Raw genomic sequence first — 20,375 nt, 5'->3', positions numbered from 1 at the left:
CAGGTCCCTACCGGCTGACCGTCAGCAGCCCGCTCGCCCGCGCAATCGCGACGGCGTCGGCCCGGTCGTTGGCCGACAGCTTGTGCAGCACCGCGGAGACGTGGTGCTCCGCCGTGCGCAACGCCACCCCGAGCCGGGACGCGACCTCGGTGTTGTTCAGCCCGTGCGCGAGCAGTTCGAGCACCTGCCGCTCGCGCGCGGACAAGGCGTTCGCCGCACCCCGGGCACCGGTCGGTGCGGGGCGCGGGCGGCCGGGCAGGGCGATCGCGCCGCCCCGCGCGCGGGCCAGGCGGTGCACCGCCGCCTCGGCGGCGCCGGCGCCGATCCGCTGGCAGATCTCCAGGGCCTGGCGCAGCGCCGCGTCCGCGTCGGCGTCCGACCCGCGCTGCGCCGCGTGCAGCCAGGCCAGCGCGGCTTCGTTGGGCGCGCCCAGCCGCAGCCAGGCCCGGGCGGCGGCGGCGGGATCGCCGTCGAGTTCGAGACGCCAGGGCGCGGCCGCGTGCGCCGGCAGCACCTGGGTGGCGTCGCCGGCGCGGCGGCGCCAGGTCGCGAACTCGCCGGCTTCCCAGGCGTTCACGCCGGCGCCGGGCAGGCCGCGCACGCGCTCGAGCGCGGCCACGCAGGCCGCATCGTCGCCGCGCAACCAGGCGGCCTCGGCCAGCGCCGAGACGAGCGGCGCGATGCGCTGGACCTCGCCGGTGGGCAGCGCCAGGGCCAGCGCCTGCTCGAGCAGTTCGGCCGCGTCCGGGTCGCCGCGGCGCATGTGCACCTTGGCCTGCACGGTCAGCGCCGGCAGCCGCATCACCGCGGTCAGGCGCGGCGTCGCCAGCACCTCGTCGGCGATGCGTTCGGCTTCGGCCAGGCGCCCCTGCTCCAGCCGCAACTGCGCCAGCCAGCCGACCAGGTAGTGGGTCCAGGCGTCCAGGTCGTGACGGCGGTCGAAGGCGATGCCTTCGGCGAGCCAGTGCTCGGCGCGGGCATAGTCCTTGAACACCACGGCATGCTCGCTGACATTGGTGTAGACCCGCGCCGCCTGCTCGTGGAAGCCGTTGTCCAGCGCCAGCGCCAGGCTCTGCTCGAGCCGCGCCTGACCGCCGGGCCGGCCCGCGAACATCTCCGCGGTGCCGACGTTGTTGAGCGCGTGGCACAGGATCTCGGCCTGGCCGAGCTGGCGTGCCAGCACGATCGCGCGCTCGCCCCAGTGCACCGCGAGATCGGTCTGGTCCTGCAGCATGTAGTGCTGCGACCGCACGCTGTACGCCCACGCGAGCTCCGGCCCCGGCGGCAACGGCTCGAGCGTCGCGACCGCCTCCTCGGCGTAGCGCTCGGCCAGCCCGCTCTCGCCGCGGTACCAGTGCAGCCGCGCGAGCCAGCGCAGGTTCAGGCCGATCTTGTCGATGCGGCCCTCGGCGCGCCACAGCGCGATCGCCTGGTGCCGGGCGTCGATCACCTGGTCGTCGATGGCGAGCGACAGGCCGGCTTCGTACGACCAGCTCTCGAACAGCTGGGCGCGCATGGCCGGCGGCGCCTCGTCGGCGAAGCGCAGCGCGACCGCGAGCTGGAGCGCCGCCTCGCGGTGCGAGCCGACGGCCGCCGCCTCGGTCGCGGCGTGCGGCGCCAGCTGGAGCACCTGGGCGGCGTCGCCCGCCTCGGCCGCGTGATGGGTCAGGCGCGAGAGCGACACCGCCATCCCGGCCGGCGCCGCGGCCAGCGCCGCCAGCACGCTGGTGTGGCGTGCCCGGCGCTGTGCCGGCGTCAGCGCGTCCAGCACGGCGCGGCGCGCCAGCTCGTGGCGGAAGGCCAGCGCCCCGTCGTGCGCCGCCAGCACGCCGCGCTCGATGCAGGCATTCAGGGCGTCCTGTTCGCGCGGCAGCAATGCATGCACCAGCCAGAGCTCGGCCCAGCCGGGAATCACGCACAGCGCGACCAGCACCTCGCGCTGCACCCGCGTCAGGCGGGCCAGGCGGCGGTGGACCGCGTCGCGCACGGTGCTGGGCACGCCGTGCTGCGGGTCGACCACGCCGCTGGCGAGCACCTCGGTCACGAAGAACGGATTGCCGCCGGTGGCGGCATGCAGACCGGTGGCGGGCCGCCCGGCGACCCGCGCCAGCGCCGCGACCGCCGCGGCCGACAGCGGTTCCAGCGCCAGGCGCGCTACCGACCAGGGCGGCAGGTCGTTCAAGGCCTGGCGCAGCGGGTGCTCGGGCCCGAGGCCGTCGTCGCGGAAAGTCAGGACGAGCAGGACCGGCAGGGTGCCGATGCGCCGCGACAGGTACTTCACCAGGTCCAGCGTGGCCTGGTCGGCCCAGTGCACGTCCTCGATCACGACGACGGCGCCGCCACTCGCCGCGCCGACGAAATCGAGGAACGACGAGAACACGGCGTCGGCCGAGGCGATGTCGTCCAGCCGCTCGCGCAGCGGCACCGGCAGCCGCCGGGCAACGGCCATGTCGTGCAGCGGGCCGAGCGGCCGGGGGGACGGCAGGTCCTCGCAGCGGCCCTGCAGCACGAGCGGGCCATGCGGCAGGGCGGCGAGGAGGTGCTCGATCAGCGTCGACTTGCCGATGCCCGCTTCGCCGCAGACCAGCAGGGTCCCGCCGCGGCCTCGGCGCGCCTGCTCGACCGCCTCGGCGGCGAGTCGCAACGGCGTTTCGCGCTCCAGCAGGCCCATCCGGCGGCGCGCCTGCGGATCACGCGGGGTGGTCTGCGGCCTCCGCCTGCTGGGGAGCGGCCGCCTCCTCGCTCGCGGCCAGGGTGCCGAACAGGCGGTCCTTGACCTCGTCGAAATTGCGCATCGAGTACAGGTGCAGGTAGAGCAGCTCGAGCTCGTCGGTCTTCGCCAGTGTGGCCAGCGATTCGGCATCGAGCGCCCGCAGCTTGGCGCGGTTCACGCCGAGGAAGCCGTTGAGCGTGAACTTGCTGCCCTGCGGCGAGACCACCTGCGCCTGCAACGGCTCGAGCAAGCCGAGTTCCTTGATGCGCTGGCCGAACTGGCGGGTGCGCTCGAACTGGGCCTGGTACTCCTGCAGGAACTTCAGCACCGCGTCGACATACGGCGCCGGCTGGCCGTCGTCGCCGAACAGGCGCTGGCCGAGGCCGTCGCGGTTCAGGCCGGGGTACGACTCGTCGATGCACAGCGTCAGCGTCTTGCCGTCGGTGCTGGTCGAGAACACGAACGGGTAGCGGCGGATGAAGGCGGGAATGTATTTGGCCTTCCACTGCGCGTCCTGCGACAGGTACAGGTTCTGGTCGGAGCGGATGCCCAGCACGACCGCGGGCACGACCTCGTCGCCCGCCGCGGTGAACACGATCGCGTACTCGGCGGCTGCGCGCAGGAATTCGACCGCCATCAGCGGCACGGCGTTGATGCCGGCGCTGAAACCGTAGCCCGAGGTCGCCTGCACCGACGCGGTGCGGTGGCGCGCGCTCGATACCGGAATGGCGCTCTCGTAGATGAGCAACTGCTTCGTCATCTTCATCCTCCTGGGGGTGGGCGGCGACTGGAAGTGTCAACAAATCGTTACCGAGGCAAATCGTATACCAACATGAGTACCTCGCCATACCCATGTTTCCCCACCCACGCGCGTCACACGCCTGTCACCCGACGCGGCGACCATGCGCCGCTTTCGTCCAGCGTCGACCGCACGATGCCCACGCACTCCCCCGCCGCCGGCCGGCCCCACCCGGCCGGACCGGCCTCGCTCGCGCTGATGGCGGCGTCCGGCTTCGCCGGGCTGGGCTACCAGATCGTCTGGACGCAGCAATGCGCGCTCTGGCTCGGCCATGAATCGGCGGCGGTGCTCGCCGTCGTCGCGGCGTTCTTCGCCGGCCTGGCGCTGGGCGCCCGGGTCGCCGGCCCGCGGCTGGCGCGCAGCCGCCAGGCCCTGCGCTGGTATGTCGGCTGCGAGCTGACGATCGCGTCGTGGAGCCTCGTGCTGATGGCGGGCGTCGACCCGGTCAGCCGCGGGCTGCTGGCGCTGATCGGCCCGCAGCCCTCGGCGGCTTGGCAGTGGAGCATCGCGTTCGCCGGCACGTTCGTCCTGTTGTTGCCCGCGACGGCGGCCATGGGAGCGACGCTGCCCGCGATGGAGCGCATCGGCGCGGGCCTGCACGCGCAGGGCCGCTCGATCGCCGCGCACTATGCGGCCAACACCGCCGGCGCGGTGCTCGGCGTGCTGGCGAGCGCGTTCTGGTTGGTGCCGGCGATCGGACTGCTCCGCACCGCCGCGGTCTGCGTCGCGATCAACCTCGCCTGCGCCGGCGCGGCCTGGTGGGCGCTGCCGCGGGAGGTCGCGCCGCTGCAGGCCGCCGGGCACGCCGCGACCGCGACCGCGGCGCGGCGCAGTGCGTTGCTGCGCCTGGCGGCGACCGGGCTGCTCGGCATCGGCTACGAGGTGCTGGTGGTGCGGGTGCTGAGCCAGGTCGACGAGGACACGGTCTACACCTTCGCGATGCTGCTGGCCATCTACCTCGTCGGCAGCGCGCTCGGGGCGGCGTGGTACGCGCGGCGCGCCGGCACCGATGCGGCCGACCCCGATCGGACGTCCGATCGCCTGCTGGGCGCGCTCGCCGCCGCGTGCCTGCTCGGTGCCGCCAGCCTGTGGGGCGCGCAGGCCCTGCAAGACGCAGTCCGGCAAGCGCTGGGACCGGGGATGACATCGGCACTGGGCGCCGAGGCGATGCTGGCGATCGCGGCCTTCGCGCTGCCGACGATCGCGATGGGTGCCCTGTTCAGCCACCTGGCCGCGGCCGCGCGGTCGGCGGGCGCCAGCCTCGGCGATGCGCTCGCCGCCAACACGCTCGGCGCGGCGCTCGCGCCGTTGGTGTTCGGCGTGCTGATCGCGCCATGGCTCGGCCCGAAGGCGGCGCTGCTGCTGATCGTGGCCGGCTACCTGCTGCTGGTGCGGCGTCGGGCGTGGCACGCGCCGGCCGCGTGGGGCCCGGCGCTCGCCGCCATCGCGCTGCTCGTGCTGGCGCCACCGCTGGCGTTCGTCGACGTGCCGGCGGGCGGGCGCGTCCTCAGCTACCGCGACGGGGCGATGGCGGCGGTCAGCGTCGTCGAGGATGCCGAAGGCGTCGCCCGCCTGCGCATCAACAACCGCCAGCAGGAAGGCTCGAGCGCGTCGCGCTTCGTCGACGCCCGCCAGGCCCTGCTGCCGCTCCTGCTGCACCCGGGGCCGCAGCGCGCGCTGTTCCTCGGCCTGGGCACCGGCGTGACGGCGTCGGCCGCCGCGGAAGACCCCACCCTGCAGGTCGACGCGGTCGAGCTGCTGCCCGAGGTGATCGCCGCCTCGGCCGAGTTCACGCACCCCGACAACGGATCGCAAGCGCCCACCAGCCGGCTGCACGTGATGGCCGCGGACGCGCGGCGTTACGTGCGCGTCAGCCCGAACCGCTACGACGTGATCGTGTCCGACAACTTCCACCCGGCACGCAGCGGCTCGGGCGCCCTGTACACCACCGAGCACTTCCGTGCGGTGCGCGACCGGCTCGCCGACGGCGGCCTGTTCTGCCAATGGCTGCCGCTCCACCAGCTCGACCTGTCGTCGCTGCGCAGCATCGTGCAGTCGTTCCTCCAGGTCTACCCCGACGGCGCCGCCATGCTCGCGAGCAACAGCCTGGACACGCCCGTGATCGGCCTGATCGGCCACCGCGGCGCCGGCGCGCTCGGCCTCGCCCGGGCCCGCGAGCGCCTGGCCCGATCGACGTGGCCCGGTGCGCTGTCGGAGCTCGGGCTCGACGACGAGTACGCCCTGCTCGGCAGCCTGGTTGCCGGCCCGGCCGCGCTCGCGCAGTTCGCGGCCGGCGCGCCCGCGAACACCGACGACCGGCCGGTCGTGAGCTACCAGGCGCCGCGGCTGGCTTACGCGCCGGATTCGACGCCGCGCGCACGGCTGTTGGCGCTGCTGGAGGCGTGGCGCGTGGCGCCGCGCGAGGTGCTGGCCGGCGCCGACGGCGCCGACGAACTGCGCCGGCTGCAGGACTACTGGCTCGCGCGCGACCGCTTCATCGTCGCCGGGCGCGACGTGACGCCGTCGCCGGACGTGCGCGCGATGCTCGCGCAGGTGCGCGCGCCGCTGCTCGACGTGGTGCGGATCAGCGCCGATTTCCGCCCGGCGGCCCAACCGCTGCGGCGCATGGCCCGCGCGCTCGCGGCCACCGACCCGCCGGCCGCCGAGGCGTTGCTGGCCGAGTTGCAGGCCGCTCAGCGGCCGGTGTCGTCGGGGCCGTTCATGCGCCCGTGACCGGCCGGGACACCCAGTGCGACAGATCGCCGGTGAGCGTGCGCACCCGATCGGCCAGGTGCAGCGACATGCTCTTCAGCAACTTGGCGGCGAGCACCGGACGTTCGATCATCAGGCGCTCGAAATCGTCGGCCGACAATTTCAGGGCCGTGACATCCGACTCCGCGTAGGCCTCGGCGGAGCGTGTGCCGCGCGTGAGCGTCGCCATCTCGCCGATCACGACGCCGGGGGCGAACGAGGCGAGCCGGCGCTCGCTCCCCGGCATCCGCAACCCGATGTCGCCGGCCAGGCTGAGGTACAGGCCGTCGCCGGGATCGCCCAGCCTGAACAGCAGCTCGCCGCGCGGGATGTGCAGCGTCCGCAATTGCTCGCCCAGCCAGTCGAGTTCGCCGCCGTCCAGGCCGCGACCGAGCATCGTCTCGGCCAACGTCAAGATCCGACCGCCTGCGTTCGTCGGCTCGAGGCTCGCGAGCAGGCGCTCCTCGGCCTGCTCCAACGCCAGGTCGGTGTGATCGACGAATCGCCGTGACGGCGCGTGCGGCGCGCTCCCCGCGGCCTCGATCAACAGGCGCCGTGGATCGCCGGCCGGCGCTTCGGAGAACACCAGGTGCCTGCCCCGCCGCTCCCAATGCTCGGCGGTCTCGAACAGGATCCGCGCGGCGGTGACATCGATGTCGGTGACGCGGTGAAGGTCGAGGATGACTGTGTCGGCGCGGTCCTCGAGCAGGTCGAGCCGCGCGCGCAGGCCGTCGGCGGTGCCGAAGAACAGCGGCCCTTCCAGGTCGAGCAGGGTGATCCGCGGTCCGGCCCGCACCAGCACCTCGACGACGACCGCGGGGCGGGCCTTCAGCGAGCGCCGCGTCGCCACGGTCCATTCGTGCCGCACGACATCGCGCATGTTGGCGCGCACGAACAGCAGCACCGCGCACGAGGCACCGATCACCACCGCCGGGCCGAGGCCGAGGAAGACGGCGCTGAACGCCACCGCCAGTTCGATGGCCCAGTCGCCCCCGCGCAGCTGCGACGGGGACGCCGCGGCACCACCCGGCGCGCGCCGCCGGTGCTGCAGCCGCCAGAGTTCGAGCGGCGCCCGCCAGAACGCCGGTGCGACCATCTGCACGCCCTGCAACAGCAGCACGCCGCCGATCGCGCTGCCCGGGATCAGCGCGATCAGGCCGGGCGCGCCGAGCAGCAGCGCCAGCACCGCGATGCCGTAGGCCAGCACCAGATGGCGCCGGTTCGGGTTCGGCACGACGAGCGCGAGCGTGCGCAGCATCGATGGCGAGAACGGCTGGCCCGACGCGAGCCCGGCGAAGATGTTCGCCACACCCTGGCTGCAGAGCTCGCGGTTCGGGTCGCGACTGCGCCGCAGCCGGCCGTCGATCACCGAGACGACCAGCAACGAGTCGAGGCTGCACAGCACGGCGACCGTCAGCGCGTAGGCGCCGAGCAGCGCCGCGAGCTGCGTGCCGAGCCGAAGGCTGTGCCACGCGGCGCCGAGCTCGGTGGTGCTGAAGGCGAGCGCGGGCAGCGCCGGCACGCCCAGCAGCGCGCCGAAGCCGCCGCCGGGCAGCTGTGCGACGAGCACGGCGTGCAGCAGTCCCGCGGCGCCCAGCCCGAGCAACACCGCCGGCACGCGCTGCTGCAGGCGCCCCGCCAGGCTGCTGACCGCGATCGCGAACAGTCCCACCACGATGGCGCCGGGCTGCGGCGCGTCGAACGCCGCGCGCCAGCCCGTGCCGAATCCGTGGCCCGTCATCACCGGCAGCGCCGTGATGATCAGCAGCAACCCGACGCCGCTCGTCACGCCGACGCGCACCGGATGCGGCGTGTACTTGACGATGTTGCCGAGCCGCAGCAGGCCGAACCCCACCTGGAGTGCACCGGCGCCGACCACGCCGATCGCGCACAGCGTCAGGACCAGCGCGGTCGACATGACGTGGCGCGACTCGAGCGCGGCCACCAGCGCCGCCACCAACGCCGCGGTCAGCAGCGCGAGCGCCGCGCGCGGCCCGCTGACGAGCCGGCCAGCGCCGAGCGCCGAAGCGACGACATTGGCCACGACGCTGCCAAGCAGCGCGAGACCCATCGCGACCGGTGCGAAGGCGACACCGAGAGGCGCGAACGCCAGCAAGCCGTAGGCGGCGGTCTCGGGCGCGTGCGCCACGGCGTTCGACAGGACGGCCATGCCGGCTTGCCAGCGTGCCGGCCAGGGCGACCGACGCGCATGATCGGCTGAATCGTCCGCACGCTGGACCATCGAATCTGCCGCGATGCGGGCGGTTACTGCTTCGTTGCAGCGGATGATAGTCGCGTGCGGTGACGCGCCGGGCCCGCGTTCACCGTCGCCGGACCTCCGCTTCCGCAGAGGCGGCCCCGCCGGTCGCCAGCGCGGACTGGGCGCGTCGCGACCGGATCAGCGGGTAGAACATCTCGACGAACCAGCGCTCCTTGCCGTACACCCGATCGTCCTGCAGACCGACGTGCGCGGGGTAGCGGCGCGTGATCTTGGCGGTGCCGAAGAGCATGTCCAAGACGAACAGCAGGTTGCCGAAGTTGCCCTTGTAGTGGCCGATGCCGTCGTCGTTGGTCAGCGCGTGATGCGCCCAGTGCGTCGCCGGTGTCGAGATCGTGCGCTCCAGGACCCAGGCGAGCGGGTGCAACCACCGGATGCGGTACAGCGGCTCGTCCCAGCGGACGGCGCTGTGCGCGCCCAGGATGACGGTGAGCTTGACGACGATGTAGACCAGGTAGACCGTGCCGAACCCCAGGTAGATCAGCACGCCGGACGCCCACAGCCCCGGCATCATCAGGTAGTAGAAGAAGTTGTTGCGGTAGGTGACGCGGATGCTCATGTAGTGCGCGGTGTGGTGCGCCCGGTGCAGCGGCCACAACAGCGGCGTGTGCGACACCCGGTGCCACGCGTACTGCGTCAGGTCATCGGCGAGCAGCAGCACGCCGGCCATCGCCCACCAGGGCCAATGCGCCCACGCGCTGCGCTGCGCCGGCATGAGCCACTCGCAGAGCTGGCCGGTGAGCGCGAAGATGAGTGGCTGCGACACCGCGACGAGGCTGAGGAACATGAACAGTTCCAGCTTCGTGTCGTCGCGCGTGGCGTGGAAGTCCTTGTGCCGGCCCGACGCGATCTCGAGCCCGGCAAACGTGGCGATGATCGCCGCGAGGACGATGTTCTGGATCAGGGGCATGAGGTCTCCTTGTCCCGGTCGGGGGTGCCGGGCGTGCGCCTGTGATCGGCGCGATGTGACTGTGCGGACGGATTCTCACGACCGATGATCATTGAGTCCAATGCATTGCAGAGCTAATATCGATGCAAGCACTGCAACAGCAGCCGGAGGTGCGGCCTGGACATCAAGCGCTGGAATCACGTCGTGGTCGTGGCCGACCGGCGCAGTTTCGCGCGCGCGGCGGAACAGGTGCACGTGAGCCAGCCCGCGCTGACCCGCAGCATCCAGGCGGCCGAAGCGGAACTGGGCCTGCGCCTGTTCGACCGGGGCACCCAGGAAGTGCTGACCACGCCCGCCGGCGAGTTCGTCGTGGCGCGCGCACGGGAACTGGTGTTCAACAGCCGCTGCCTCGAGCGCGATGTCGAGCTGTACGCCAACCGCGAGCTCGGCGACACCGCGTTCGGTTGCGGCCCGTTCCCCGCCGCGACGTTCATGCCGTCGCTGCTGGCGGGCCTGCGCCGCGATTTCCCGCACATCAACCTGCGGCTGAAGGTCAGCAACTGGGAGCTGCTGCTGGCGCGGCTGCGCGACGAGGACATCGAGTTCTTCGTCGCGGACACGCGCGACCTGCCGACCGATGCAACGCTCAAGCTCCGGCCGCTGCGCAGGCAGCCCGGCGGGTTCTACGTCCGGTCGGGCCACCCGCTGCCGGTGAAGAAGCCGGTCGGCCTGGCGCAGATCTGGCGCTACGGCGTCGCGACGGTCCGGCTGCCGAAGGAAGTGCGCCTGGTCGTGAGCCGGATGCTCGACCCGGCGTCGCCCGCGGCGTTGTCGCTGGCGCTGGAATGCGACCACGTGGATTTGCTGAAGGCGGTCGCGCTGGAAAGCGACACCGTGCTGGCCGCGCCGCAATCGGCCCTGGCCGCGGAGATCGCGGCCGGAACGCTTCGCCAACTGTCCGTGACCGGCCTGCCGAAGCTGGAGTCGAACATGGGCATCGTGACCCTGCGCGGCCGCACCCCGTCCCCGATGGCGGACCTGATCATCCGGCGCCTGCCGACCGCGGTCTAGCGTGACGCACTTTGGTCGGGCCGGTTGCTGCCGATAACCAGCGATGGACAGCGCGACCACACTGAGCGACGACGCCTATCGGCGGCTCGGTGCCATCATTGCCCAGGTGCAGTCGCGTTTCATCCTGCGCGCACCGCCGCGCGAGGTGTTCGAGCCGCTGCTGACCGACCTGCTCGGCTTCACCGAAAGCGAATACGGCTTCATTGCCGAGTTGCTGCACGACCCGCTCGACCAGCATCCGTTCCTGCGCATCCAGGTGCTCACGGACATCAGCTGGGACGAGCCGACCCGGCTGCTCTACGCGGAGCACAAGTCCGGCAAGCGCCCGGTCGAATTCCACAACATGGCCACGCTGTTCGGCGCGGCCGTGACCGGCCGCACCACGGTGATCTCGAACGATCCGGCCACCGACTCGCGCAGCGGCGGCCGGCCGTCGCAGCACCCGCCGCTGCGTTCGTTTCTCGGCGCGCCGCTCTTCCACGGCGGCGAGATGGTCGGCGTGGTCGGCCTGTCGAACCGGCCGGGCGGGTACGACGAGGGGCTCGCGCGCTTTCTCGAGCCGCTGTTTTCCAGCGTCGGCTCGATCCTGGGCGCGGTGCGGATGGAAGCGGCCCGCCGGATCGCCGAGCAGACCGTGCTGCAAAACCGCGTGGCCCTGGTCGCGGCCGAGGCCGCGCAGCGCGCCAATGCCGCGAAGACCGAATTCCTGTCCCGCATGAGCCACGAGCTGCGCACGCCCCTCAACGCGGTCCTCGGCTTCGCGCAGTTGCTGCAGCTCGACGCCAAGACGCCGCTGAGCCCGCTCCAGGCGCTGCACGTCGGGCACATCGAACGCGCCGGAAGTCACCTGCTGGCGATGATCGACGATGTGCTCGACCTCTCGCGCATCGAGAGCGGGAACTTGCCGATGGCGATGGACACTGTGCGGGTCGAGCAGGTGGTGCAGGAATCGATCGCACTCGTCGCGCCGGCGGCGGCGCACGCCGGCCTCCAGCTCGAGGTCGCCGGGCCGCAGGCGCAGGAAGGCCCGTGCGGCCTCGTTCGAGCGGACCGGCTTCGCCTGCGCCAGGTGCTGGTCAACCTGCTCAGCAACGCCGTCAAGTACAACCGACGCGGCGGCGACATCTCGGTGCAGTGGTCCTGCCTCGACGAATCCCGCCAGGTGGCGATCGACGTGAGGGACTCCGGCATCGGGCTGACGGACGAGCAGCTCGCGCACCTGTTCGAGCCGTTCAACCGGCTCGGCGCCGAACGCACCAAGGTCGACGGCACCGGCATCGGGCTGGTCATCTCGCGTCGGCTGGTCCACTCGATGGGCGGCGAGATCGAGGTCAGCAGCGTGGCGGGGGTCGGCAGTCGGTTCCGGGTGCTGCTGCCGACCGCGCTGGCGTCCGCCGCCGGCAGTCCGCCGACCGAGCCCGGTGCGCTGGTGCCGGAGGCGGCCACCGGCCCTGAAGTGGCGCGGCGCACCGTCCTCTACGCGGACGACAACGCCCTCAACGTCGAAGTGGCCCTGGCCATCCTGCAGACCCGGGCCGATCTCCGGGTGCTGGTGGCCCGCAGCGGGCGCAGCGCGCTCGAGGTCGCGCAGCGCGACCCGCCGGACCTGATGCTGCTCGACATGCACCTCGGCGACATGACCGGTGTGCAGCTCCTGCAGCGGTTCGCGGCCGATCCGGTGCTGGCGCAGGTGCCGTGCGTCGCCGTCTCCGCCGACGCGATGCCGCTGGCGATCGCCGCGGCCGAACGGGCCGGTTTCAAGGCCTACCTGACGAAGCCCTTGAACGTCCGGACATTCCTCGGCTGCGTCGACCGGATGCTGAAGCCGCCGGATTGACGCTCGCGTTTCTTTCCCGTAGAACGAAACGTTCTCGGCGCTAGGAACGACATGAACCGCCTGTCCCGTCGCGTGCTCGCGAGCACGGTGCTGCTCGCCATCGGCGCCTGCGCCGTCGAACCCCGGCTGCCCGACCTGTCGGCGCGCGCGCCGACCCTGAGCGGCTTCGGCCAGCTCGACGTGCCGGTCACCACCCGCTCGGCCGAAGCCCGGCACTGGTTCACGCAAGGCGTGCTGCTGGCCTATGCCTTCGACGAGGTGGAAGCGGTGCGCATGTTCAAGGTGGCGCTGGCACAGGACCCGGCATGCGCGATGTGCGCCTGGGGCGTGGCCTGGCAGCTCGGCCCGAACATCAACGACACCGACCGCACCCGCGTCCCCGAGGCGCTGCGCTACCTCGACATCGCGCTGCGCCACGCCGGCGACGCCACGCCGCGCGAGCGCGCGCTGATCGAGGCGATGGCCTTGCGCTACGCGCATGCGAGCCAGGCCCGCGAGACGGCGCCGCTGCTGGCCGAACGCTGCGCGCCGGGCGGCGACGACGAACCGGCCGATCCGCTCGACATCGCCTACGCCGACCGCATGCGCGCGCTGGCCCAGGCCGATCCCGAGGATCCCGAGATCCTCTCGCTCTGGGCCGAAGCCGAGATGGTGGCCACGCGGGACGACTGGTGGTCCGCCGCCGGCGCGCCGGCCGGCCACATCGGCGAACTGACGGCGGCGCTCGAGAACGCACTGCGCAGGCACCCCCATCACATCGGCCTGAACCATTACCTGATCCACGCGACCGATGCCGGGACGCCCGGCGTGGCGCGCCGCGCGCTTGGGGCGGCAGACCGCCTGGGCGCCCTCGCGCCCGGCTCGCCGCACCTGGTCCACATGCCGTCGCACACCTACGTCCGCGTCGGTCGCTATGGCGACGCGGCGCGGGTCAACGAAGCGGCGCTCGGCGCCGAGGCGGTTCTGCGCCAGACCCAGCAGGCCCAGGGCTTCGACATCAGCAAGGACTGGCGCAACCACGACCAGCATTTCCTGTGGTTCGCGGCCCTGATGCAAGGCCGCGGCGATGTCGCGCTGGCGGCTGCGCGCGGGGTCGCCGAGCGGGCCGCCAAGTCGCAGAGCATCTTCGCCGAGTACCGCCGCAGCCTGCCGGTGCTCGCCCTGCTGCGCCTGCAGCGCTGGGAGGCGCTGATTGCCGAGCCTCCGCCCGCCGGCACCCGCGGCCTCGCGCAGGTGCTGGGCGCGCAGGCGCGCGGCGTGGCGCTGGCGCGCACCGGCCGCCTGGCCGACGCGCGCGCGGCGCTGGTGCAGGTGGACGCCGGCACGGCGCTGGTCAACCGCGCGCACCCCTCCAACAAGGCATTCGACCGCACGTTGCGCGACATGGTCGCGGCGAGCGCCGACCGCCTGCGCGCCGAGATCGCATTCGCCGAGGGCCGGCACGACGCGGCGCTCGCGTTGCAGGCGCAGGCGGTGCTCGAGTCGCGCCGCGCCGACGAGAGCGAGCCGCCGATGCTCGGCGCCGGCACGCGCCTCGCGCTCGGCGAGATGCAGCTGCGCGCCGGCCGCCACGCGCAGGCCGAGCAGACATTCCGGGACGACCTCGCGATGCAGCCCGGCAGCGGCTGGGCACTGGACGGCCTGACGCGCGCGCTGCAGGCCCAGGGCAAGGTCGCCGACGCGCACAGGCTGCAGGCGTCGCTCGACGCGGCCTGGGTGTCCGCGGATGAGGGGCTGCGCACCCGTCGCTAGCTGTCGCTCATATGTGACTCTAGTGGTCATTTCTACGATAGACTGCCCGGTTCACATCGGAAGCGCCGTGGCGCGAGGCGCCGTTCGCCCTTCAGCCCCAGCGGTCTGGCCGGGGCGGCCGCATGTTGCTACCCTGGTGCCTGTTTGAATCGAATCGCCACGTTGGGACCACCATGAGCGAGCCACTCGAGACCCTGCGGGCGATCGGCGCAGCGCTGGACGGGTTGGACACCGCGCTGTGCGCTTTCGACGACGATGACCGCGCGCTCTGCTGGAACCGCAGCTTCCTGCGCTTCTTCCCCGAGCATGACGGCCACGTGCACGCCGGCGAACCCTACGCCGCGAACCTGCGCCGCTTCTACGCCTCCCGTCTGTCGCCCGAGGAAGCGCCGAACACGGAGCAGTACGTGATCGAGGGCCTGGCGCGCCACCGGACGCAGCGGGCGCCGTACGAGTTCTTCCATGACGGCAGGTGGCTGCGGGTGACGTCCGTGCCGCTGCCCGAACTCGGCCGCGTGCGGCTCTGGAAGGAACTCGACGTCCGGGCCGAGGCGGCCGGTTCGCCCGACGAATCGACCGCGCGGTTCCTGTTGACGACGAATGCGCTCGACGACGTGGCGGACGGCGTCATGGTCACGGACCGGCTGCATCGCATCGTCTGGGCGAATGCGCCCTTCCTGCAGATGTACGGCTTCGCCGACCGCGCGGCCGCGTTCGCACTGAGCTTCGAGCAGGTGTTTCGGCGCGTCTGGGAGGCCGAGCCCGAGAACGAGGACTTTCGCGACGGCCTGCGCGTCCTGCAGGAGAACCTGCGCTTTGCCGGCGCGCCGTTCGAGCTGCCGCTGCCCGAGGGCCGCTGGACGCGTGTCGTCGAGCGCCGCAATGCGCACGGTAAGAGCTTCTTCGCGCACGTCGACATCACGGTGTTCAAGAAGCAGCAGGAGCGTCTGCGCGTCGCGGAGCAGGAGGCGCGCGAGAACGCCCGCACGCTGCGGGTCAAGTCGGCGCTGCTCGAGGCCACGCTGGAGCGCATGGAACAGGGCGTGATGATGGTCAATGCCGAGCGCATCGTCGAGGTCTGCAACCGGCGCGCGATGGAACTGCTCGATCTGCCGCCCGCGCTGATGGCGTCCCGGCCCACGTTCACCGAGGTGCTCGAGCACCAGTGGCAGCACGACGAGTTCGCCCACACCCCCGACGACATCCTCCAGTTCGTGCGAGCCGGCGGCATTCTCGATCGACCGCATCGCTACGACCGGCCGCGGCCGGATGGTCGCATCATCGAGGTGCAGAGCGTGCCGATCGATGGCGGCGGCGTGCTGCGCACCTACACCGACATCACCGAACGCAAGCGCGCCGAGGACCAGGTGCGGCACGTCGCGCGGCACGACGGACTGACCTCGCTGGTCAATCGGGACGCGTTCCTCGAGGCGCTGACAGGCTTCACCCGCGCGGGCGACGGCAGCGGCGAACAGTTCGCGGTGCATTTCATCGATCTCGATCGCTTCAAGCCGGTCAACGACCGCTTCGGCCATGCGGTAGGCGACGCGGTGCTGACCGAGGTCGCCGTCCGCCTGCGGCGCGCAGTGCGCGAAGGCGACGTCGTCGGGCGCATGGGCGGCGACGAGTTCGCGGTGCTGCAGCGCGGCGACACCCACCCCGACGCCGCGGAGGGCCTGGCCCACCGGATCCTGGCGGAGATCTGCCGCCCGATCGAGGTCGACGGTCAGGAGGTGCGCGTCGGCGCCTCGATCGGCACCGCGAGGTACCCCGCCGACGGCACGAGCGCCGAACCGCTGCTGCGCAAGGCCGATGCGCAGATGTACCTCGCCAAGGCGACCAAGCCGCCGCTCACGCGCTGATCTCGCCCCTCACGGGAACGCGACGACGCCGTAGACCCGCTCCGGCAGCACGCGCTGGAACTCGGCGGCGTTGTCGGGCGCGCCGACCACCGCGTACGCCGGCGTGGCGCAGTCTCGCCGCTGCGTCTGCGCCGTCGGGCGCCCCCGCGCATCGCTCAGCGTCGCGACCACTGGATGCAGGCCGCTCGCCGGACGGCGAATCGACACCGCGACCTCGCCCGAGCGCAATAGCACCAGGCTGCCGGGCGGATGCACGCCGAGCGACTTGATCACTCCCATCGCCAGCGGGTCGCCGGCGTTCTGCTGGAACAGCTGACGCACCGCGTTCTGCGGCGTCATGGCCGGCCGGTGGGCGCGCGGGCTGATCTTGGCCATGAACACGTCGATCGCGCGCAGCACGCGCGCCGCATCGGACGGTGCCGCGATGCCGTGCGGATAGCCTTGCCCGCCGGGCTGCTCGTGGTGCTCGGCGAGCGTGCGCAGCCAGCTCTCGTCGGTCACGCCCAGGCCGCGCAGCAGCTCGGCGGCCGCGACCGGGTGCGCGCGGATCTCGCGCATCTGCCTGGCGGTCGGCGGCTCGCCCTGCTCGGCCATGGCGGCCTGGAGCTCGAAGATCGGCAGGTTCATCGTCAGCGCGGCGCTGGCCAGCGCATCGACCTGGGCCGTACTCCAGCCGAGCTGCTTGCCGCTGATGACCGCAATCGCGGCGCAATGCAGCGCGTGGGTCAGCGGGTACAGCGCGAAGCGCCGGTCGTCCTGACGCACGCACAGGAACAGGGCCACGTCCGCATCCGCCTCGATCAGCGCGCGCAGGTCGTCGAGGAAGGCGGTCAGCTCGGCTGGACCGGCCTGGCGCGCGGCCAACTGGCGGGCCAGCTTCTCGAACCGCCACAGCAGGCGCGACCAGTGGTCGAACAGCGACGGCGCATGCAGCGAGGGAACCGCGCTCGCCGCGCTCGCGCGCGCCTTGCGTTCGGCCTCGACCGCGGGCCGCTCGGCCCACGCGCCGCGTTCCAGCAGGCTCTCGTACTGCGCTTCCTCGACCAGCAGGTGCCCGGCGTTCAGCAGCAGGCGGCCCTGCGCGTCGAGGATGCGGAACGGCAGCGGCTGGCCGATCGCGAGCAGGTCGCGCACGGCCGGCAACGGAACACGTTCGGAGAGGTCGTTCATGGTGCCGCGGTGTCGTCAGCGCACAGTCTGCTCCCGCGATCGGCGCGGCGGGCACCGGATTTCCCTACGCCGACCGGGCCCGAACGCCTAGCCGATCACGGAACACTGCGCGATTCCGGCGTCGACCAGCACATGCTGGCCGGTCATGCCGTTGCTGTCGTCGGCCGCCATGAACAGCGTCACGCGCGAGACGTGCCCGGCATCGAGCCGGATCTTCAGGCACTGCGCGTCGAGGAAGGCCTGGTCCGCGGCGCTGTCCCGGTGCAGCGCCGTCTGGCGTTCGGTCACGATCGCGCCCGGCACGACGGCATTCACCCGGATGTTGCGGGCGCCGAGTTCACGCGCCAGCGTGCGGGTCAGGCCGAGGATGCCGGCCTTGGCGGTCGTGTAGCCGGCCAGGTTCGGCCGCCCGCGCATCCACGAGACCGAACCCATGTTGATGACCGAGCCGCCGCCGGCCTCGGCCATCGCCGGGGCGACGGCCTGGATCGCGAAGAAGTAGTGCTTCAGGTTCAGCGCCAGCCGGTCGTCCCAGAAGTCCGGCGTCACCTCCTCCATCGCGTGCCGGTCGTCGCGGCCGGCGTTGTTGACGAGGACCTGGACCGGCCCGTGGCGCTCGATCAGGTCGCGCAGCAGCTGCTGGTAGGCCGGCACGTCCCGCACGTCGCACATCGCGTAGTGCGGCGTCGGCAAGCCGGCGGCTTCGATCTCCGCCACCAGCGCGTCGCCGCCGTCCGCGCGCGTGCCGCAGAACGAGACGCGCGCGCCTTGCGCGGCGAACGAGCGGACCAGGTCGGCCCCGATGCCGGAGCTGCCGCCGCTGATGAACACGTGCCGGTCGGCGAGCGAGGGATAGCGCGTCATGGCGCGCTCACCAGCCGGCCGGGAGCAGGTCCCGCAATTCGACGGCGCGCCCGGTGGCGATGCTCTGATGCGCCGCCAGGCCGGTCGCGACGCTGCGCAGCCCCTCTTCGAGCGACACCTCGGCCGGCGTGCCGTTGCGGATCGCCGCGGCGAACTGGCGGTGCTCGATGAACGACGCACCGAAATGCTGGCCGGCGTACTTGACCGTCGAGTCCCAGACGCGCCGCACCGACACGCCGCGCTCGGTGCCGCTCGGTGCGCCCCACGCGGCCCGCGTGCCCCAGTCCTCGCGGCGGCCGTAGCGCAGCGTCAGCGAAGGCAGCAGCGATTCGAGCTTGCCTTCGTCGCCGACCACGGTGATGTGCTCGTTGTCTACCGAGTTCTCCGCGAACATGCACAGGTCGAGCATCGCGCGCGCGCCGCTCGGGTACTCGACGATCACGTAGGCGCTGTCGAGGATGTCGGGCGTGCGCCCGCCGTAGCGCTCGTCGAGGTGGTTCACGCGCTGCCCGCCGGAGGCGAACACGCGCAGCGGTCGCTCGCCGAGCACCAGGTCCATCAGGTTGAAGTAGTGGCAGCACTTCTCGACCAGCGTGCCGCCGGTGTTGGCGCTGAAGCGGTTCCAGTCGCCGACCTTCGGGTAGAACGGCTCGCGGTGTTCGCGGATCGCCACCTGGTGCAGCCGGCCGACCCGCCCGGCGTGGGCCATCCGGATCATCTCGGCCACCGGCGGCATGTAGCGGTACTCCTGCGCGACCCACACCAGCGCATGGCGGCCGCGCGCGCGCTCGACCACGTCGAGCCCGTCGGCGATGGTCGTGCACAGCGGCTTCTCGACCAGGATGTGCAGGTCGGTCTCGAGCGCCGGGCGCAGCACCTCGGCATGGGTGTAGTTCGGTGTGGCGATCACCAGCGCGTCGCACAGACCGCTGGCGTAGAGCGCGGCCGGGGAGTCGAACACGCGCGGCGGTTGCGGGCACAGCGCCAGCGCCTGGGCGCGGCTGTTCTCGTCGGTATCGACCAGGGCCGTGACCTCGGTGCCGTCGAGCGCCAGGATGTTCTCGATGTGTTCGCGGCCCATGCTGCCGCAGCCGATGATGCCGTAGCGGATCTTGCTCATGATGTGGTTCCGAGAGGTGCCGCGCGCGCGACGCGCGGCACGTCGGAGTCGAAGTGGTTAGAAGGTGTGGGCGATTCCGACCGCGACGCCGCGCACGTTGTCGCCGATCACGGCCGGCGCGAAGCCGTTCAGCGCGTTGCCGGAGTTCGCATCGTTGCGGACCTCGGCGATCGAGGCGTACAGCTCGGTGCGGCGCGACATGAAGTAGTGGTAGCCGAGACCGAAGCCCCTGGACTTGCAGGCCACGCAGTTGTCGGGTGTCTTGGCCGCGTAGTTCAGCCACACCATGCTCTGCGAGAAGTAGTACGAGGCGCCGAGCATCCAGTCGTGGCCCTTGAAGTCGGCCGTGGTCGTGTCCAGCTTCCACGGGTGGTAGTTGCCCCAGAGCTTGATGGTCGGCGTGACGGTGTACATGCCCGAGACCAGCGCCTCGGTCGCGGTCTGGTACGCCCCGGAGCCGCCCGCCGGCACCGTGCCGCGCTTCTGGTTCCAGGCCAGCGAGCCGTAGAACGGGCCGCCGCGGTATTCGACATTCGCCCCCAGCACGCGACCGCTGCCGGCCGGCGCGCCTTCGGACGCGCCTGCCGCCAGCATCACGGTGGCGCCGCCCAGGCTCGGCGTCTTGTAGACCACCATGTTGTCCTCGAACGCCGACGTGATGCCGAACTGATACACACCGCCGCCGATCGTGTCGAGCGAGCCGGCCGCCTTGACCGGCGCGGCCGCGGCGCTGACCCGCGCGAACGCGCTGCGCTGGACCGACTGCACCGCGCTGTAGCCGTGCAGGCGCAGCGGGCCGGTGTCGTCGGCGAACAGGAACGACCAGAAGATCGGCACGTACTGGCGCCCCAGCGTCACCGAGCCCCAGGTCGGGCTCGACAGGTACACCTGCGCGCCGGCGTTGAAGAACTTGGCGCTCTGCTGCGCGCCGACATCGGCGTTGAAGCGGTTCTCCAGATAGAAGCCGGCCTTGAGGCCGTCGCCCAGGTCCTCCGTGCCGCGAAAGATCAGCCGCGACGCGGTGTAGGTGCCGCTGTCGATGCGCTTGAGCTTGTTGGTGCCGTCGTCGATGTACTGCGGGCCGACATCGACCCGCCCTGCGAGCGTCACGCCGCTCTGCGCCTGCGCCGTTCCTGCGAAGGCGGCTGCGGCGAGCGCCAGCGCCGTGAATCCGGTCACCTTGTTCATGTTGTCTCCTGGGTTGCGGTTGAAGGGGTCGTTGCGACGACCACGGATGACATGCCCGGACGGGCGTGTTGTTGGCGGGCG

At 72.1% G+C, this 20,375-nt stretch carries 13 protein-coding genes; 5 read left to right on the top strand and 8 right to left on the bottom strand.

The genetic code is table 11. The features are described 5' to 3' along the window. Window positions 1–7 precede the first annotated feature (7 nt). Together ASC76_RS02835 and ASC76_RS02830 are read right to left on the bottom strand one after the other, a co-directional pair. Window positions 8–2,671: an AAA family ATPase gene (locus tag ASC76_RS02835; RefSeq protein ID WP_056462045.1), complete on the bottom strand. Its 2,664-nt coding sequence runs from the start codon at window positions 2,669–2,671 to the stop codon at window positions 8–10. Between the two features lie 19 nt (window positions 2,672–2,690). Further along, entirely contained in the window at window positions 2,691–3,473 is a 783-nt protein-coding gene (locus ASC76_RS02830) for a SapC family protein (protein WP_056463112.1), read from the bottom strand. Between the two features lie 174 nt (window positions 3,474–3,647). Here ASC76_RS02830 and ASC76_RS02825 point away from each other — a divergent pair, with 174 nt between their 5' ends. After that, window positions 3,648–6,245, top strand: a complete 2,598-nt coding sequence (locus ASC76_RS02825; protein ID WP_056462041.1) for a fused MFS/spermidine synthase — start codon at window positions 3,648–3,650, stop codon at window positions 6,243–6,245. On the opposite strand, the gene ASC76_RS02820 is transcribed toward ASC76_RS02825, so the two are convergent. Continuing rightward, the gene (locus ASC76_RS02820; protein ID WP_162247053.1) at window positions 6,232–8,433 is read right to left on the bottom strand and encodes an SLC26A/SulP transporter family protein; all 2,202 of its coding nucleotides are present in this window, start codon (window positions 8,431–8,433) and stop codon (window positions 6,232–6,234) included. The two genes, ASC76_RS02825 and ASC76_RS02820, sit on opposite strands and share 14 nt — an antisense overlap. Before the next feature lie 151 nt (window positions 8,434–8,584). After that, the gene (locus tag ASC76_RS02815; protein WP_056462035.1) at window positions 8,585–9,451 is read right to left on the bottom strand and encodes a sterol desaturase family protein; all 867 of its coding nucleotides are present in this window, start codon (window positions 9,449–9,451) and stop codon (window positions 8,585–8,587) included. Between the two features lie 183 nt (window positions 9,452–9,634). On the opposite strand from ASC76_RS02815, the gene ASC76_RS02810 reads away from it, so the two are divergent. The 4 genes from ASC76_RS02810 to ASC76_RS02795 all read left to right on the top strand — a co-directional run bounded on the left by ASC76_RS02810 (window position 9,635) and on the right by ASC76_RS02795 (window position 15,952). Next, window positions 9,635–10,501, top strand: coding sequence for a LysR family transcriptional regulator (locus ASC76_RS02810; RefSeq protein WP_235580318.1), 867 nt, complete (start codon window positions 9,635–9,637; stop codon window positions 10,499–10,501). Between the two features lie 43 nt (window positions 10,502–10,544). Next, window positions 10,545–12,338, top strand: a complete 1,794-nt coding sequence (locus tag ASC76_RS02805) for an ATP-binding protein (protein ID WP_056462029.1) — start codon at window positions 10,545–10,547, stop codon at window positions 12,336–12,338. A gap of 51 nt (window positions 12,339–12,389) precedes the next feature. Continuing rightward, a complete protein-coding gene (locus tag ASC76_RS02800) occupies window positions 12,390–14,090 on the top strand; it encodes a hypothetical protein (RefSeq protein WP_056462027.1) in 1,701 nt (566 codons plus the stop codon). Window positions 14,091–14,263: 173 nt separating this feature from the next. Next, entirely contained in the window at window positions 14,264–15,952 is a 1,689-nt protein-coding gene (locus ASC76_RS02795) for a PAS-domain containing protein (RefSeq protein WP_056462025.1), read from the top strand. 9 nt (window positions 15,953–15,961) lie between these two features. Here the strand turns inward: ASC76_RS02795 and ASC76_RS02790 are convergent, their stop codons facing one another. The 4 genes from ASC76_RS02790 to ASC76_RS02775 form a co-directional block, all read right to left on the bottom strand. Then, window positions 15,962–17,122: an HD-GYP domain-containing protein gene (locus ASC76_RS02790; protein WP_056462024.1), complete on the bottom strand. Its 1,161-nt coding sequence runs from the start codon at window positions 17,120–17,122 to the stop codon at window positions 15,962–15,964. An 87-nt stretch (window positions 17,123–17,209) separates the two neighbouring features. Beyond that, window positions 17,210–17,986, bottom strand: coding sequence for an SDR family NAD(P)-dependent oxidoreductase (locus tag ASC76_RS02785; protein WP_056462021.1), 777 nt, complete (start codon window positions 17,984–17,986; stop codon window positions 17,210–17,212). Window positions 17,987–17,993: 7 nt separating this feature from the next. Continuing rightward, complete coding sequence (locus ASC76_RS02780) at window positions 17,994–19,106, bottom strand: Gfo/Idh/MocA family protein (protein WP_082548662.1); 1,113 nt, start codon at window positions 19,104–19,106, stop codon at window positions 17,994–17,996. Between the two features lie 57 nt (window positions 19,107–19,163). Next, the gene (locus tag ASC76_RS02775) at window positions 19,164–20,294 is read right to left on the bottom strand and encodes a porin (protein ID WP_056462017.1); all 1,131 of its coding nucleotides are present in this window, start codon (window positions 20,292–20,294) and stop codon (window positions 19,164–19,166) included. Between the last annotated feature and the right edge of the window lie 81 nt (window positions 20,295–20,375).

Origin of the sequence: Rhizobacter sp. Root404 (genome assembly GCF_001425865.1) — a bacterium.
Taxonomy (GTDB): Bacteria; Pseudomonadota; Gammaproteobacteria; order Burkholderiales; family Burkholderiaceae_C; genus LMDS01.
This window is presented reverse-complemented; position numbering and strand designations above follow the sequence as displayed.

Bases quoted from the DNA above. Each gene is read 5' to 3' on its own strand.
- ASC76_RS02835 (WP_056462045.1), bottom strand. From the start codon at position 2,671: ATGGGCCTGCTGGAGCGCGAAACGCCGTTGCGACTCGCCGCCGAGGCG.
- ASC76_RS02830 (WP_056463112.1), bottom strand. From the start codon at position 3,473: ATGACGAAGCAGTTGCTCATCTACGAGAGCGCCATTCCGGTATCGAGC.
- ASC76_RS02825 (WP_056462041.1), top strand. From the start codon at position 3,648: ATGCCCACGCACTCCCCCGCCGCCGGCCGGCCCCACCCGGCCGGACCG.
- ASC76_RS02820 (WP_162247053.1), bottom strand. From the start codon at position 8,433: ATGGCCGTCCTGTCGAACGCCGTGGCGCACGCGCCCGAGACCGCCGCC.
- ASC76_RS02815 (WP_056462035.1), bottom strand. From the start codon at position 9,451: ATGCCCCTGATCCAGAACATCGTCCTCGCGGCGATCATCGCCACGTTT.
- ASC76_RS02805 (WP_056462029.1), top strand. From the start codon at position 10,545: ATGGACAGCGCGACCACACTGAGCGACGACGCCTATCGGCGGCTCGGT.
- ASC76_RS02800 (WP_056462027.1), top strand. From the start codon at position 12,390: ATGAACCGCCTGTCCCGTCGCGTGCTCGCGAGCACGGTGCTGCTCGCC.
- ASC76_RS02795 (WP_056462025.1), top strand. From the start codon at position 14,264: ATGAGCGAGCCACTCGAGACCCTGCGGGCGATCGGCGCAGCGCTGGAC.
- ASC76_RS02790 (WP_056462024.1), bottom strand. From the start codon at position 17,122: ATGAACGACCTCTCCGAACGTGTTCCGTTGCCGGCCGTGCGCGACCTG.
- ASC76_RS02785 (WP_056462021.1), bottom strand. From the start codon at position 17,986: ATGACGCGCTATCCCTCGCTCGCCGACCGGCACGTGTTCATCAGCGGC.
- ASC76_RS02780 (WP_082548662.1), bottom strand. From the start codon at position 19,106: ATGAGCAAGATCCGCTACGGCATCATCGGCTGCGGCAGCATGGGCCGC.
- ASC76_RS02775 (WP_056462017.1), bottom strand. From the start codon at position 20,294: ATGAACAAGGTGACCGGATTCACGGCGCTGGCGCTCGCCGCAGCCGCC.